The sequence below is a fragment of the Sporosarcina gallistercoris genome (assembly GCF_014836415.1).
Lineage (GTDB): Bacteria > Bacillota > Bacilli > Bacillales_A > Planococcaceae > Sporosarcina > Sporosarcina gallistercoris.
This window is the reverse complement of sequence record NZ_JACSQY010000005.1, coordinates 153,411-169,134: the sequence shown is the minus strand read 5'-3', so window position 1 is coordinate 169,134 and position 15,724 is coordinate 153,411. Positions and strand designations below refer to the sequence as shown.

Annotated in this window: 18 protein-coding genes; 16 read left to right on the top strand and 2 right to left on the bottom strand. The window is 42.1% G+C overall.

Features of this window, described 5'->3' with window-relative positions; all coding sequences use genetic code 11:
* The first annotated feature begins 20 nt into the window (after window positions 1–20).
* A complete protein-coding gene (locus H9659_RS08825) occupies window positions 21–491 on the top strand; it encodes a peptide-methionine (S)-S-oxide reductase (protein ID WP_191689575.1) in 471 nt (156 codons plus the stop codon).
* A gap of 76 nt (window positions 492–567) precedes the next feature.
* On the opposite strand, the gene H9659_RS08820 is transcribed toward H9659_RS08825, so the two are convergent.
* Window positions 568–1,767 (bottom strand): iron-containing alcohol dehydrogenase, encoded by a 1,200-nt coding sequence (locus tag H9659_RS08820; protein ID WP_191689574.1) that lies wholly within the window; start codon window positions 1,765–1,767, stop codon window positions 568–570.
* Window positions 1,768–1,785: 18 nt separating this feature from the next.
* Between H9659_RS08820 and H9659_RS08815 the strand changes: the two genes are divergently transcribed.
* Window positions 1,786–1,962 carry a PspC domain-containing protein gene (locus H9659_RS08815; protein WP_191689573.1) on the top strand — a complete coding sequence of 59 codons (177 nt, stop codon included), beginning with the start codon at window positions 1,786–1,788 and terminating at the stop codon, window positions 1,960–1,962.
* A gap of 127 nt (window positions 1,963–2,089) precedes the next feature.
* Here H9659_RS08815 and H9659_RS08810 read toward each other — a convergent pair whose 3' ends face one another.
* The gene (locus H9659_RS08810) at window positions 2,090–4,114 is read right to left on the bottom strand and encodes a penicillin-binding transpeptidase domain-containing protein (RefSeq protein ID WP_225217741.1); all 2,025 of its coding nucleotides are present in this window, start codon (window positions 4,112–4,114) and stop codon (window positions 2,090–2,092) included.
* A gap of 214 nt (window positions 4,115–4,328) precedes the next feature.
* Between H9659_RS08810 and H9659_RS08805 the strand changes: the two genes are divergently transcribed.
* The 14 genes from H9659_RS08805 to H9659_RS08740 all read left to right on the top strand — a co-directional run bounded on the left by H9659_RS08805 (window position 4,329) and on the right by H9659_RS08740 (window position 15,716).
* Window positions 4,329–5,507: a MalY/PatB family protein gene (locus H9659_RS08805; RefSeq protein WP_191689572.1), complete on the top strand. Its 1,179-nt coding sequence runs from the start codon at window positions 4,329–4,331 to the stop codon at window positions 5,505–5,507.
* Window positions 5,508–5,599: 92 nt separating this feature from the next.
* Window positions 5,600–5,908, top strand: coding sequence for a hypothetical protein (locus H9659_RS08800; RefSeq protein WP_191689571.1), 309 nt, complete (start codon window positions 5,600–5,602; stop codon window positions 5,906–5,908).
* 574 nt (window positions 5,909–6,482) lie between these two features.
* Entirely contained in the window at window positions 6,483–6,821 is a 339-nt protein-coding gene (locus tag H9659_RS08795; protein ID WP_191689570.1) for a PepSY domain-containing protein, read from the top strand.
* Window positions 6,822–7,021: 200 nt separating this feature from the next.
* Complete coding sequence (locus H9659_RS08790) at window positions 7,022–7,204, top strand: hypothetical protein (protein WP_225217740.1); 183 nt, start codon at window positions 7,022–7,024, stop codon at window positions 7,202–7,204.
* A gap of 117 nt (window positions 7,205–7,321) precedes the next feature.
* Window positions 7,322–7,807, top strand: coding sequence for a GNAT family N-acetyltransferase (locus tag H9659_RS08785; protein ID WP_191689569.1), 486 nt, complete (start codon window positions 7,322–7,324; stop codon window positions 7,805–7,807).
* A gap of 311 nt (window positions 7,808–8,118) precedes the next feature.
* A complete protein-coding gene (locus tag H9659_RS08780; RefSeq protein WP_191689568.1) occupies window positions 8,119–8,331 on the top strand; it encodes a hypothetical protein in 213 nt (70 codons plus the stop codon).
* 75 nt (window positions 8,332–8,406) lie between these two features.
* Window positions 8,407–9,093 (top strand): copper homeostasis protein CutC, encoded by a 687-nt coding sequence (locus tag H9659_RS08775; RefSeq protein WP_191689567.1) that lies wholly within the window; start codon window positions 8,407–8,409, stop codon window positions 9,091–9,093.
* A 188-nt stretch (window positions 9,094–9,281) separates the two neighbouring features.
* A complete protein-coding gene (locus tag H9659_RS08770) occupies window positions 9,282–10,004 on the top strand; it encodes a cytochrome c biogenesis CcdA family protein (protein WP_191689566.1) in 723 nt (240 codons plus the stop codon).
* Window positions 10,005–10,017: 13 nt separating this feature from the next.
* Window positions 10,018–10,515, top strand: a complete 498-nt coding sequence (locus tag H9659_RS08765; protein WP_191689565.1) for a redoxin family protein — start codon at window positions 10,018–10,020, stop codon at window positions 10,513–10,515.
* A gap of 19 nt (window positions 10,516–10,534) precedes the next feature.
* Window positions 10,535–11,662 carry a bifunctional peptide-methionine (S)-S-oxide reductase MsrA/peptide-methionine (R)-S-oxide reductase MsrB gene (gene msrAB, locus H9659_RS08760; RefSeq protein ID WP_191689564.1) on the top strand — a complete coding sequence of 376 codons (1,128 nt, stop codon included), beginning with the start codon at window positions 10,535–10,537 and terminating at the stop codon, window positions 11,660–11,662.
* Window positions 11,663–11,741: 79 nt separating this feature from the next.
* Window positions 11,742–12,512 carry a response regulator transcription factor gene (locus tag H9659_RS08755; RefSeq protein WP_191689563.1) on the top strand — a complete coding sequence of 257 codons (771 nt, stop codon included), beginning with the start codon at window positions 11,742–11,744 and terminating at the stop codon, window positions 12,510–12,512.
* On the top strand, window positions 12,509–14,248 hold the full coding sequence (locus H9659_RS08750; protein ID WP_191689562.1) for a sensor histidine kinase: 1,740 nt from the start codon (window positions 12,509–12,511) through the stop codon (window positions 14,246–14,248). The genes H9659_RS08755 and H9659_RS08750 overlap by 4 nt, the downstream gene beginning before the upstream one ends.
* 64 nt (window positions 14,249–14,312) lie before the next feature.
* Window positions 14,313–15,026, top strand: coding sequence for a YetF domain-containing protein (locus H9659_RS08745; RefSeq protein WP_191689561.1), 714 nt, complete (start codon window positions 14,313–14,315; stop codon window positions 15,024–15,026).
* 234 nt (window positions 15,027–15,260) lie between these two features.
* Entirely contained in the window at window positions 15,261–15,716 is a 456-nt protein-coding gene (locus H9659_RS08740; protein WP_191689560.1) for a GNAT family N-acetyltransferase, read from the top strand.
* Window positions 15,717–15,724 lie beyond the last annotated feature (8 nt).

Here is a 15,724-nt window from a genome sequence, read left to right as displayed (position 1 = left end):
AAAGAAGGAGGAGAGTCCATATGGAGGTAATCTATTTTGCAGGCGGATGTTTATGGGGCGTACAAGCTTTCATTAAAACCTTACCTGGCGTTGAGTTTACAGAAGCAGGGAGAGCGAATGGTACCAGTCCGAATCTTGAAGAGGATTATGATGGGTACGCAGAGTGTGTGAAAACAAGTTTTGATCCGGCAGTGGTAACGATTACCGAACTAATGGAGTATCTGTTTGAAATCATTGACCCATATAGTTTGAATAAACAAGGGCAAGATGTTGGTGAAAAATATAGAACGGGAGTATATAGCGAGGAGAAAGAACATTTAGAAGAAGCGACCGCGTTTTTGAAGAAAAGATCCGATAATGACCGTATAGTTGTAGAAGTGCTGCCACTAACCAACTATGTGAAAAGTGCAGAGGAACATCAAGACAGGTTAGATAGATATCCTGATGATTATTGTCATATTCCAAAGGATCTGTTGATGAAATACAAATAAGTGTGATTAAATTTAAAACCATTAGCCAGATTCCTTGAAGTCGTTTCATGGGAATCTGGCTTTGTCATAATAACCTTTATGTTTTTATCAATATATACAGTGTCTCCAATTCCTTTTTATTCAGAATCCTTGGCACAGGGTAAAGCGGATTGGCCTCTTTATATGCACGTTCCACCATTAAAGGAATGTCTGATATCTTAATACTACTGATCGTCTCAGGAATGTCCATTTTTTCATTCATTTCCCTAATGGCCTCGATGAACTTCTTACATTTCACTTCATCGGAATCGGTTGAGTCTGTGATGCCTGTTAGATCCGCCAACTCTGCCAGAGGTTTGTGGACTGCTTCCCCGTAGTACTCAAGAACATATGGCATGATAACTGCATTTGCAAGTCCATGAGGAACATTATAAAACCCTCCAAGCGTATGGGCGATGGCATGGATGTAGCCGACGTACGCCCGAGTGAAAGCTCTTCCGGCTAGAAAAGAAGCACGTTGCATTTTGGCGCGCGCCTTTATGTTATTTCCATCCTCATACGCTTCAAAGAGGTTTTCGAAAATCAGCTTTGTCGCTTCCAGGCTCCATTGCTTTGTCTGGGGTGTATTGCTCCGTCCGATATACGCTTCAACTGCATGAGTCAGCGCATCCATACCAGTTGTTGAGGTGATGTGCTTTGGAAGTCCCACGGTTAACAATGGGTCCATCACCGCGAAGTGCGGCGTGAGTACAGGATCATTAATGGCATACTTTTCATGCGTTTCACTGTTTGAAACAACAGATACAATCGTTGTTTCACTTCCTGTACCTGCAGTCGTCGGAATCGCTACTAGCGGTGGAATGGATTTCCTCACCTTCAATTGACCTTTCAGTTGAGGTAACGTCTTTTCGGGTCGGGCAACTCTCGCGGCAACTCCTTTTGCACAATCCATGGGGGAGCCTCCGCCGAACGCAATGATTCCTTGACATCCTGAAGACTGATATACCTTTAACGCTTCTTCAATGTTGTCGATTGTCGGATTCGGAACGGTCTTATCATATACCGCGTACTGAATATTTTGTAGTGTCAACCCGTCCAGCAACCCATCCATTAACCCGAGCTTTGAAATACCTTCATCTGATACGATTAGCACATGTTGAATGGAATGCTGGGTTAGCAACGAAGGTAATTGTTTCAGACTTTCTTCACCTTCTAGTAAGAGCGGTTGTCGCCAAGGAAGGAACTGCGCAACCGTTTTGTAAGCGGATTGAACTATTCTGCAATAGAGATTGTACATAAGGGAGCTCCTTTTCGTATGACGTTTTTTTATAAAGTATTACAAGGTGTTTGTGGCGGTATTACGGGACTAATTGGTAATTCTTCACTTCTAGTCAGATTGATTTTTGTGGTTACGCCTGCCACTTTCACAATTTATACTTTACTGGCTAATATGCTTCCTGACGGTCCGCTGCGGTTGTCAATTAATTATTAGATTAAAGACAGAGGGGTGCGTCTTCTCTATCATTGTATTAGGATATGATGCTCTTTACCATGATGAAAAAGGGGGCAGCCCGAAAGGTCATGTTATAAACCTTACAGGACTGCCCCGCTTTACAATTTCACTTATTTTTGCTGTCGGATTTATACACCTCTGCAGCAAACTCAGCGACATACCCGCTTCCGCCATTATCTTCTACATTTTCAATCATCATCGCAAGGATAAATGAGGGATTGTTCGTATTGTAACTGACGAAGAAGCCGTTTTCTTGTCCCCGTCCTTCTGCAGAAGTCTTCAACTCAGCAGTCCCTGTTTTTCCTGAAAGCGGAATGTCCGGAATATTGGCTGCCTGGGCAAAGCCATCTACGACGACACTCCGTAAATCATTTTTGAGAACATCTGCGCTCTCCTTGCTAAGAATTCCTTCTTTCCACACTTGCTTGGTTTTATCATCGAGTAACAACGTCGGTTTGTACATAATTCCATTCGTCAGAATCGGTTCATAGATCGTTGCCAGATGTAGAATGTTCGCTAACATTTGACCTTGTCCGAAGGAAGTATCGGCTAGTTGACCTTCTGAAGCAATCTTTCCGTCATTCGAAATTTGAGAAGGGGAGATGTTGAGCAAGAAAGGAATTTCTTCTCCAAAACCGTATTGAGTTAAACCGGAGACGAAATCCTCCTTTCCGATAGCCAAAGCCTGTTGTGCAAAGTAAATGTTATCGGAATAGATGAGCGCATTTTTTAAGTTGAGCGGATTCGGTGCTTCCGGGTGGAGACGAGAAACGCGATAAGCCCCCCAAGAAGAGTCCTTCTGCCACGTTTTACCCGTAATGGATAGTCCCTGTTCTGGTTTCAATGTCCCTTTTTCCAGTCCGATTGCCGCTGTAATGGGTTTCAAAGATGATCCAGGTGCGTAAGCTGCTGCAAATCGATTGAACAATGGTTTCAGTGGGTCTTCGGATAGCTTTTTATAACGATCTCCGCTAATCCCCAACATGAATTCTGAAGGATTGAAACTAGGGGAGCTGACGAGTGCTAATGTTTCACCTGTCTGAGGGTCCACCGCAGCACTTGCTCCTGGTTCGTTTTTCATGGATACAAAAATGTTCTTTTGTAATTCTGCGTCGATTGTCAACGAAATATTTTCTCCATTTACCGCTTCGGTCTCTACTATTTTTTGAAGAGTAGCACCTGCTTCAGGACTCTTAATATAAATCCCGACGCCGTCTTTTCCTCTCAAACGCTCTTCCAAGATTCGTTCAAGCCCTTGTCTGCCGATTAAATCTGTTTCCTTATAGTCCTCATCTTTGTGCTTTTCCAACAATTCAGCAGTCATTTTTCCTATATATCCCACTAAATGGGCAGCAGATTCACCATAAGGATATTCCCGCATTTCTGTCTCTTGGTAGGTGACTCCTGGAATGGCAATGAGCTGTTCCAACAACGCTTGATTGTTTTTTGAAACAGGGGCGATCGGTACGAAATAGTCAGGTTGTACCCAACTTTGGTTGAGCTGCTGATCAATGAATTCACTAGTAGTATTCAGAAGTTTAGCCAGCTCGCTTTTTTTCGTCTCGTCTGTAAACTTACCGGGAACAATGCCTGCTTCGTAGCCGGTCCCATTCACAGCAAGAGGATTCCCATTCCGGTCAAATATTTTCCCACGCTTAGCAGACATCGTAGAGATTTGAATCTTATCTTTTGCGGTCAACTTTGGGAGAATGAAGGACGGATCCCATTCTGCAAACCAATTTTCCTTATCATCCCGCTTTTCGTACTTCCATGTCATCTCTTTCTCGAATTCTATAGGACCTGCTATAGTATCCATTGAAATTTGAATAGGGAAGACAGCTGGTTTCTCTTCGTTCCATTCTGTATCTTCCTTAGGTTTTGTATAGGTAACTTTCAGGTTCTGGAACCCTAAATCCTCTGCCAACTTTTCTTGACGGTCCACAAATTCATCAGAATCGAACGTTTTCTTCGTTTCCGCATTTAAAAAGGTGCTGTACATGTCGGAGAATTTACTTTCATTCCAATTTGAGATGTAAGCTTGCAATCGGTCTTCAGGTGTTTCTTTCTCACTGCATCCTGTAAGAAGGATGGCAACAAATAACAGCGAACTAATATACTTTAGTTTCTTCAAAAAATGACCCCCTTCAACCATCATTGTTAGTCGGTCTGTCCTTTTCATCATTATATCCATCGTACTAGACCTTACCCAGAAATTAAATAACAAATTGAAATGTAATATCTAAATAAGAGGTTGATAAGCTGATTTTTGTACACTTTCTCCAGTTAGCGATAGGATAATAATGTATGTAGAATCAGTCGCGAAGAAATAGAAAGGAGAATGACACATGAAATACAATTTTGATACAGTAGTAGATCGCATGAAATCATCGAGCGTGAAATGGGATGGTGCAGAAGCCTTGTTTGGCGAAAAAGACTTGTTGCCACTTTGGGTTGCAGATATGGATTTCAAAGTGCCGGAAGAAGTTTCCAAAGCTGTTGCAGATAAGGCCGCGCATGGGATTTTCGGCTATACGATCAGAGAAGAAAGCTATTACCAGTCAATTATGGATTGGATGAAAACACGCCATAATTGGACGATTGAAAAAGAATGGATTTGTCACAGTCCAGGAGTCGTAACCGCCTTGAGCTTGGCTGTTCAGGCATATACGAACCCGGGGGATAAGGTCATCGTGCAGCCGCCTGTCTACTATCCATTCATGAAAGTGACAGAAACGAATGATCGTGAGGTCGTTTATAACCCACTCGTCAACAACAACGGAACGTATGAAATGGATTTTGAAGATCTCGTATCGAAAATCGATGAGACTGTGAAACTATTGATGCTTTGCAATCCTCATAATCCAGGTGGATTCGTTTGGAAAAAAGAAGACTTGCAACGTCTTGGGGATATCTGTATGGAACATGGAATTCTAGTTATTTCGGATGAAATCCATTCAGATCTCGTGTTCAAAAAAGGAAGTCACGTTCCGTTCGCTTCACTTTCAGAACAGTTCGCTCAAAATAGTATTACGAGCACGGCACCTAGTAAAACGTTCAATCTTGCAGGATTACAGACGTCCAACATCATCATTCCGAATGAAAAGCTGCGTGAGAAATTCATGGCAGAAACCGATAGAAATGCAATCGGCATGCCGAATTCTTTTGGACCTGTCGCAACAGAAGCAGCCTACACGCATGGCGCCCAATGGCTGGATGAAGTGATGAGCTATATAGAAGGAAACTTGAAGTTTATCACGGACTATTTTGCGGAGAACGTTCCGGCATTGAAAGTTTTACCGTTAGAGGCAACGTACCTAGCGTGGATTGACTGTAGTGAACTCGGAATGACTCCCGAAGAGCTCGAAACATTCTTCCTATCGAAAGCGCACGTTGCCTTGAACCAAGGGAAAGTATTCGGGCCAGGCGGAGAAGGCTTTGTCCGTATGAACCTTGCATGTTCCCGCTCTATTGTCGAAAAAGCAGCAAAACAGATTAAAGATGCAGTGAATACATTGTCTGTATGAATGAATAAGAATAGTAAAAAAATTGAATTGCTTAACAGAACCTCTTTGGATAGAATTGTCTAAAGAGGTTCTTTTTTGTTAGGAGTGAAAAGTTGTTCAAATATGTCACTAAAAGACGGATGCTTGGCAGTTATTTGGTTGCGCTAGTTCTACTTTTGTATTTCGGACTGAACGGTTTGATTTTTAATGCAATAGGAGATTCGTTTCCAAACCCTGAATTTGTGTTAAGCCTAACATTTTTGGTACTTGGAGCTTGGGGGATTGGAATAGGGATGCGTAAGTATTTAAAGACACTAACCGAAGAAGCTATAACTAAAATGAAAAGTCAAATTGTCCTGTCTGCAGTTATTGGTTGGATTATTGTGTTAGGAGCTATTTCATTTTTCCCTCTTATATTTTAAAAATTACGAGCTAGTATGTTAATAAAGGACGTGGTTAAATGATAGTCATAAAAATTGTGATTTTAACCATTATGTTAGTTACGTCATTTTTAGTGATTGTAAAAAAAATAAAAACTGATTTCATCATAAAATATCTCTCATTTGTTCTCCTCAATTCCTTTTTCATCTTTAAATTGTTTCATTTTCAGTCAGCACTATTGGTAATGCTGATTTGTTCGATTGGTCTAATTTTAAATACGAAGTTAACCTTTATTAAAAAAACCGTTCTACTCTTCATAGCGGGAATTGTAGTTAGTCTCTATCGCGTCCCTCTATCATCAGCTGAATTTGATGACTATGTAAAAAATACATATGGTATCGAATGTCTAACGTCTGAATGTGTGGAAGTGGTAAAAGTGGAGAGTGGAAATAATATGGAGTTAAAAATGAACAAGAACACGATTCAAGGCTACTCATTTAATTGGTATTATATTTTCTCGAAAGGTGAAATCATGCTGAATGACAAATCAATAAAAGCGGTCAACGTCATGGGATTTTGGTTTCCTCTAAGAAAATCGATTAAAGGAGTTCCTCTATGAAACGTATCCTACTCACATTATGTGCTATCACTTTATTTGGTTTTGTATACTCCTACCAAAAACCGATTATTGAAACGAACCAAGCAATCCATCAAGCGAAACAATATCTTGTCGCTCCACCGGAGGAATGGAAAGTCTCATTTTCGAAAGTGGAAGATGAGATTGTTCCCTGGGAAGTGAACCGGACTGAGTTAACCAAGCAACAAGGATTTTTTTGGGGCCTTATGAACAAACGAAAATGGGAAGTTGAGTTTAAATATGAGAGCCAACAAGTCACGGTTCTTTTGAATGCTTATACTGGAGAGTTCGTAGGGATATATGGTCCTCTTAATTGAAAAAAGAGATGCGGTACAAGTTGTAATTCAATCAAGGTACTTAGCATTAGGATGTGAGCTTTGACCTAGGGGATGAGAAAACGAAGGGTGGCTCCATTTCAAAAGAATCCTATTAAGTACCCCTTTATTATTCTGAAAATCGTTAAAATTTCCATTATCATTGGAATGTACCAAATCTCTTTAAAACAAGGAGAATAAAAATGGCACTAATAGGTTTTATCGCACTGGCCTTGTTACTGGCTATTCTGTTAGTCATGATTGCGGGTCCTGTTGCAGGTGTCATCCTAGCTTTTGGAATCGTCGCCGGGTGTATATTCTGGGGAGTGTATTTGCTGAATGATATTCATAAAAAAGTGTTTGAAGCCTCTCCAAAAAAAAGATAAAGTACAGCGAGCTTATGAACAATATTTACGCGAACGCAGTAATCGACTGGAATGAATTTATCCTAGTTTTTTGGGGTTGTGACTGCATAGAACAATTTTGAAAGAGGAGTGGATAACATGCAATTTAAAATTCGGACTATGCAACCAGGAAATATTCAACAAGTTCAAAGAGTGGCGAAAATCAGCTGGAATGCAACATATGATGGCATCATACCTGTCGATGTGCAAGAGAGGTTTCTTGAGAACGCTTATAGCGATGACATGATGTCGCGACGCATGCAAAACTCAGTAATGCTCGTTGCTGAACAGGAAGGTAGAATGGTGGGGTTTGCAAACTTTTCCCGTGTAAACGAAGCGGGAGAATCTGAATTGGCAGCAATTTATCTCTTACCAGATGCGCAAGGTCAAGGAATCGGAACAGCATTGTTTTTAAAAGGAATCAATATTTTAGATGATGCAAAAATGATCGTATTAACTGTGGAAGCTGCAAATAAAATCGGGAAAACGTTTTATGAAGCGAAAGGCTTCGACGTAATTGATGAATTTGAAGAAGACTTTGATGGCCACAAGCTTCAATCAATCCGGATGCGTTATACCGTTTGAGATTGAGAGATGAGGGGACAAGATGAACTATAAGAAGTACTGTATTCTGCTTTTTATTCTTCCGCCGACCCAACTTGCTTTTTCTTTGTTGTTCCCATTACTTTCTGGATTGCTTACTACATATGGGTTTACTTCGGAACGAAGAAATCATCTCAACACTACTGACAAGTTGTTTTCAATTTCAAGGGCATACTTTTTACTTAGTAGACCTAAATGAGGACGCGCTGACAGTGGATGGTTATTTTGTTTAGCTATCCTTTTCATGTCCGGGGAAAAAATAAAAGCATTTAGTATGAAAGGAAGAACTGAAGTTGAGTAAAGTAAAACCGAAACTGCTTATTGCAGTCCTTAGTTGCGTCATTATTGTAGCAATAGGGACCGGAATTATAGAACAAATGAACAAAAATCATCAGGCGAATGAACGTATTATTGAAAAGTGTTTTGAAAACTTCGATGAACAAGCAAAAGTAGCCGTAGTGAAGGAGAGTTTTTGGTCATCCGTGACTTGCGAGAAACAACAGTGATGAGTAGACTCACCAAGTAGAGAAAAGATATATTGGATGAGGATAAATCCATTCATGGTAAGGAGGTATGCGACTATGAAACTTGAAATTATCGCAACAAGCCTGCAAGACGCACGTGCAGCTGAACGTGCAGGAGCAGATCGGCTGGAATTATGTTCAGCACTAACTGAAGGCGGACTGACGCCTAGTCTTGGGATGATTGAAGCTGTCGTTGAAGGCGTTTCGATTCCTGTCCACGTCATTGTCCGTCCTCATAGTAGAACGTTCCACTACGACGAAGAAGATATTCAAGTGATGCTTGCGGATATCCGTCACATACGACAAACAAAAGCTGCGGGAATCGTCATCGGTATACTGGACAAAACGAAACGAGTCGATACCGTTAATTTGAAGCGCTTTTTAGATGCAGCAGGAGACTTGAATGTCACATTTCATCGGGCATTCGATGAAATCGAAGATCAGCTGGAAGCAGTCGCTACGATAGGGAACTTCCCTCAAATCCAACGAATCCTAACATCAGGTGGTCCAGCACCAGCTCCCGAATCGATAGAGGAAATCAGGGAATTGGTAGTGAGGACCGAAAATACATCCGTGACGATTTTAGCAGGAAACGGCATGACGCCAGACGGTTTGACTGAATTTATTGAAGCTACTGGTGTCACAGAAGTACATTTTGGTTCTGCCGTCCGGGAACGCCAAAGTTTTCAATATCCAATCATTCCAGAAGTGATAACAAGTATCAAGTCAATGATGAGGAAATAGAACCTCAAGCGTTAGTTAACTATCGCCAATTCACTAAATCGGCTGTTCCAGAAGATGATTCATCTTTTGGAGCAGTCTTTTTTTTGTTCACCGTATCAATTCTAAGAAACTCCAAACATCAGTCTATAGGGTATTCTTCTCCACCACTTTACAATAAGACTATAAACTACAACGGGAGGGGCCTTATTATGATCGGCGAACAAGTGTTACTCAGCAGCGTGTTTGCAGCAGGGATTTTATCATTTTTTTCTCCTTGCATCTTACCGTTATTACCTGTATACGTATCGATACTTTCTTCTGGAGATCCGACGTCCCCTCAGCATAACCGCCTTATTAAAGTCGGGAAAATCAGAATTCATCCTAGATTGATCTTCAAAACGGTAATTTTCGTACTTGGGTTATCGACGAGTTTTGTCCTTCTTGGATTCGGAGCAGGTGCTTTAGGTGCGCTTATCAATACGACAGCATTCATTACGATTTGTGGGATTGTCGTCGTACTTCTCGGATTGCATCAAATCGGTTTGTTCCATATTCCTTTCTTAGAACGAGAGAACAAAGTGAATCTTAGACGAAGTGGGAAACGCGACTTTCTTGGGACCTACTTACTCGGCTTCACGTTCAGTTTTGGCTGGACGCCTTGTATCGGACCGATTTTAGGGGCAGTTCTTGGACTTTCGGCGAACGAAGGGCAAGCGGCACATGGTGCATTTCTTATGCTGATTTATGCGCTAGGCATGCTGATCCCGTTTCTAATTCTCTCCGTTTTCTCGGACTTCTTACTGCAACGTATGAAAAAGCTCAATCGCCATTTAGGGAAAATCAAAGTCGCTGGCGGCATCATCATCGTCGTGATGGGGCTCTTTCTCATGACGAATAACTTGAATTTCTTTACAACACTCATTCCACAATGAAGGAGGAATTGACATGCTGAAAAAACTGCTTGTTTTACTTGCTCTTGTAACTGTTCTAGGGGCGTGTTCTTCTGGTGCGAAATCGGGAGAAGCAAAAGACCCGGTCTTACAGCTGGAGGATATAAATGGGGGGACTGTTGACCTTTCAGACTTTGAAGGGAAAAACGTCTACGTGAAATTTTGGGCGTCATGGTGCCCGATCTGTCTCGCTGGACTTGAAGAAGTGAATGCCCTTGCTGCGGAAGACACGGATTTTGAAGTCGTTACCGTCGTTGCGCCTGGCTACAACAACGAAAAGAAAAAAGATGCTTTCGTGAAATGGATTAAGGGTGTTGAAAACATAGAAGACTTGCCAGTCCTGATGGATGAAGGTGGAGACCTGGTACAAGAGTTCGAAGTTCGAGGCTATCCAACATCCGCTTTCATCAATAAAAAAGGGGAAGTCGTAAAAATACAACCGGGTCAGTTATCGAATGAACAAATCAAAGAGATGATGGACCAATTAAACTAAGGAAATGGGGAGACAGATCATGAAACTGAACTATCTTATTGGACTGCTTGGGCTTGCTCTGATTCTCGGGGCTTGTTCCAACGGGACTGCAGCTACTGACAAAACCGGCTCGACTTCAGGTTCGCTGAAAGCGGCAGCTTCATCTAAATATCCTGCAAACCCGAACGATAATTTGACATTTGATGAAAACAACTTGAAAGATATCTATTTAGCAGGAGGCTGTTTCTGGGGCGTCGAAGCCTATATGGAGCGAGTTTACGGCGTCTATGATGTCACTTCGGGATATGCGAACGGAACAACTGAGAACCCGACCTATGAAGATGTGATCACTGGTGAAACGGGGCATGCCGAAACGGTTCACGTCAGATACGATCCCGAACGCACCGACTTGACTACTATTTTGGATCACTTTTTCACGATCATCGATCCGACCTCATTGAACAAACAAGGGAACGACCGCGGAACGCAATATCGTTCTGGTGTGTTCTATACAGATCCTGCGGAGCAAGCTGTAATCGAGAAAGTGGTCAACGAACAGCAAAAGCGTTATGACGAACAAATCGTGACAGAGGTGGAACCATTAACAAGTTATACACTGGCAGAAGAGTATCACCAGGATTACTTGGAAAAAAATCCGAACGGTTATTGTCACGTGGAATTCGACTCGTTGGAAGATCAGGAGATTCCGTCGTTGATCGACCCGGCAGACTATCCGAAGCCGAGTGACAAAGAGCTGAAAGCGAAACTGACTGAAGCGCAATACAAAGTGACACAAGGCAGCGACACGGAAGCAGCATTCTCGAACAAATATTGGGATTCATTCGAAGACGGGATCTATATTGATGTTGCGACCGGAGAACCGTTGTTTTCTTCGAAAGACAAATACGATTCGCAATGTGGATGGCCAAGTTTCACACAACCGATTATTCCTGAAGTCGTAACCGAGCATAAAGATAAGAGCTTCAACATGGTGCGGATTGAAGTGAGAAGTCGCGCAGGTGATAGTCACCTAGGTCATGTGTTCGATGATGGACCGAAAGATCGCGGCGGTTTGCGTTATTGCATCAACAGCGCAGCAATCGATTTTGTACCGCTTGAAGAAATGGAAGACGCAGGCTACGGCTATCTGACAAGCCTGGTGAAGTAAGGTACACTGGAAATAACACTGCAGAAGGTGGCTGTTGCTGCCTTCTGTTTTTCACATTTACCTATGAAAGGAGCCGCCAATGTATAAGTTACTTGTTGTAGACGACGAACCGATACTAATTAGGGGCATTCGCTCGTTTGTCGATTTCGAAGCCTTGTCGATTACTGAAGTTATGGAAGCGGCTGATGGCGAAGAGGCTCTTGACCTTTTCAAAACGCATCGGCCAGATCTTGTCCTAGCAGACATCAATATGCCTAAGATGAATGGACTGGATTTTGCATCTGCTGCTAAGGCGTTAAAGCCGAATGTGAAAATCGCAATGATCACAGGATACGACTATTTCGATTATGCAGTGGCTGCGCTCAAAACGGGCGTAGACGATTATGTGTTGAAGCCTGTTTCAAAAAAAGATATTCAGGAACTGCTCCAAAAACTGGTTGGGAAAGTCCATGAAGCACATCGTCAAGAAGAAGTGACGAAACTGATAGATGGGCTCGTTCAGTCAGTTGACAGTGGAGATGAAACTACAGGATATAAATATAAAATCCAACAGGAAATCAATTCGAATATCGATAACATCGACTTCTCGCTTGCAACACTTGCTTCGAAGCTTGCTCTCAGTCCATCCTATGTCAGTACATTATTCAAGCAACTGTTCGGCACCACTTTCCAGCAGTACATGATTGCGGCTCGACTCGACCGCGCCAAGTTGCTGCTGTTAAGCACGGAGATGAAAATGTATGAAATTGCAGCTTCCGTGGGGTTTGAAGATCCGAATTACTTCAGTGCCGCATTTAAAAAGAGGTTTTCGATGTCCCCCAACCACTTCAAGGAGAAATCGAGGCAATGAAGAGAATTCGTCCGAATACCTATAGAAAGTTACGTGTACAGATTGCTCTCCATTATATACTGGCAAGCGGATTGACATTATTGCTGATGGCAGGAATTCTCTATGCAAGCATTTCCTCGATTCTATTAAGCGAGGCTGCGAAAAGTACAAAGTCCTCTGTGAACCAAAGCGGCATGTATCTCGATTTATATATCGATCGGCTGAATGCGGTGTCGAGTCTCCTCGCTGAGAATCCTCAACTCGTCAGTTATTTATCGGATCCAACCCGGTCGCCAGCGGTCAAAAACGATTTATTGAAAACGATCGATACGACCCTCGCATCTGATGAATTCATGAAATCGATTATCATTGTAACTAAAGACGGTCAGATTTTGTCGAACGAATCCGGTTTGACGATGAGCAAATCGACGAATATGATGCAAGAAACGTGGTATCGCTCGGCAATTAAGAATGGTGGCCAAGCTTTCTTAACGTCAGCACGGATGCAAGATTTCACGATGGATAAAGACACATGGGTCATTTCGATCAGTCGGGAAATTACGGATGCAGCTGGGGAAAACCGAGGTGTGCTGCTCATCGATCTCGATTATGAAGTGATTGAAGATTATTTAGCGGACTTGGATCTCGGAAAAGAGGGGTTTTCGTTCATCCTCAATGAAAACCAGGAAGTCGTCTATCATGCAGACCCCGCGTATTTCCAGAATGACAGGAAAAAACGTGAATTGAAGGCGATTGTAGATGACCAAGCAGAGTATGATTCCAAAGAAAACACATTGACGTATACCCATTCACTGAAGAATGCGGATTGGTTGCTCGTGAGTGTCTCGTCTCAAGACAGTCTTCTTGCTATGAAGAAACAACTAATTGAAATTTTCTTTTGGGTCGGTATTTCGCTGCTCTTAGTTGCAGCGACAAGTGTGTATCTCTTTGCAGGTAGGATTACGGCACCATTTCAGAAATTGGAGCAAGCGATGCAAAACATTGAAATGGGGTTGAAGGAAATTCCTGTCGATGAGAAAGGATGTTATGAGGCGCAAAGTCTGACGCGTCATTTTAATACGATGACACACAAAATCGAGAAGCTGATGCTTGAAATCACGGAAAAGGAAAAACATCTCCGGACCTCTGAAATCAGTGCATTGCATAGTCAGATCAACCCTCATTTTCTCTATAACACGCTCGATACGATTGTATGGATGGCAGAGTTTGGTGACCATGAAAAAGTGATTGACCTGACAAAAGCACTGGCGTCGTTTTTCAGATTATCGCTTAGTGGCGGCAGCGAGTTGACGACGGTTGAAAATGAGTTGGAACACGTGGAACGTTATTTATTCATCCAAAAAGAACGATATGGAGATAAATTGAAATACGAAATTCACTGTGATGAGGCGGTAAAGGATATCGAAATGCCGAAACTTATTGTCCAGCCTATCGCCGAAAATGCCCTCTATCACGGAATACGCGGACTTTCTGATGGAGGGGTCATTTCGATTTCCGCAGTTTCAGAGGGAGATGACCTAGTTCTAATTGTCCATGACACAGGAGATGGGTATGACGTAGAGGCCGTGAACGATGCAGGGGCTAACGTAACGACGAAACTCGGTGGTGTGGGCATTCGTAATGTAGATGAACGTATTCGACTCTATTATGGTGAAGAGTATGGTGTACGTGTCCATTCTTCAAAAACTGAAGGGACGACAGTTCGGATTCACCTAGCTTCTTCCGTTAGATCATGATTAATACGTATTAGTTGCATAGAGCAGGTGCATACTTCCTGTAAGATGGAGGTGAATGTGCACTATGGAACATACGGATTTCTTTAAAGTGGATTTTTGGGAAATGATCTTGCGCACAACAATAGCTTTTCTTGTATTGCTTCTTTTAGCTCGTTTCATGGGAAAAAAACAAATATCTCAACTGACATTCTTCCATTACGTGACGGGAATCACAATCGGCTCCATTGCTGCGAATATTGCTGGAGAATCGGAGACACCTTTTACGGACGGGCTTGTTGCGATGATCTGGTGGGCTGTGCTTACAATATTAATGAACTATATTTCGCTGAAATCAAAAAAAGCCCGGGTGTTGTTGGATGATAAACCGATGATTGTTATCCATGAAGGGAAAATTGAAGAAGGTGCATTACGGAAGACGAGACTTACACTGAATGACTTGAATATGCTTCTAAGAGAACAAAGCATTTTCTCTATTAAAGACGTATATTATGCCATCTTTGAAGTCAACGGTAATTTAAGTGTCATGAAACGTACAGGTTTAGAGAATGCGACAAAAGCGGATGTAAAGGCATCTACGAAAGAACCGAAATACATTCCTACTGAAATTATTTCAGATGGGGAACTTGTGTTGGAAAATTTATCGGAACTCAATTTGACGCAAGAGTGGGTGTATGATCAGCTGAAAAAGAAAGGCATCAATCGTGTCGATCAAGTCTTCTACGCAGAAATACAAGCGAACGGAGACTTGCACATCGATGAGAGAATAACAAAAGAATAATAATGAGAGAGGCTCCTTCACGTGTAAATATTGAAGGAGCCTCTCTATTTTGTTCGTAAAGAAAAGGGAAGATTCCTTTACACTGCATTACCTGGAACACCTCTTACAGGAGATTATATTAAAATGGATACAACATTTATAATTATTTCGAAAAGAAGGAATTTTCACTCGGGGTGTGGAATGTTAAAAAGTGAGTAATGCGTTTACTATTTTAATAATAGAGGAGCGAGCGATATGACATACGTAGTGGAACCAGTTCAAGATTTGACGAAACTTAACATCGAGTCACTTATTTCCGAAAGTGAAGAAGAAGGATATCGTTTCCTTACACGGCTTGCTGAAGATTACAAAGATGGTATCAATACATTCACTGAGCCCGGGGAAGCTTTGTATTGTGTGAAAGACAAACAGGGGGAAGTAGTGGCGATTGGAGGCGTGAACCGCTTTCCTGTACCCGGTGGTGATCCTGAGACTGGACGACTTCAGCGTTTTTATGTGGAAGCGGATGAACGCAGAAACGGGGCGGGATCATTGTTGCTGAAAGAGATTGTGGAGCATGCGAGAAACCATTTTCATGAGTTGACTGTTAAAACAGAGTCGTCCAAAGCGGATGCGTTTTATCGTCATAATGGCTTTGAATTTGACGATTCAACATCCGAAACAACACATCGTATGGAGTTCAATCACTAAGAAGTTTA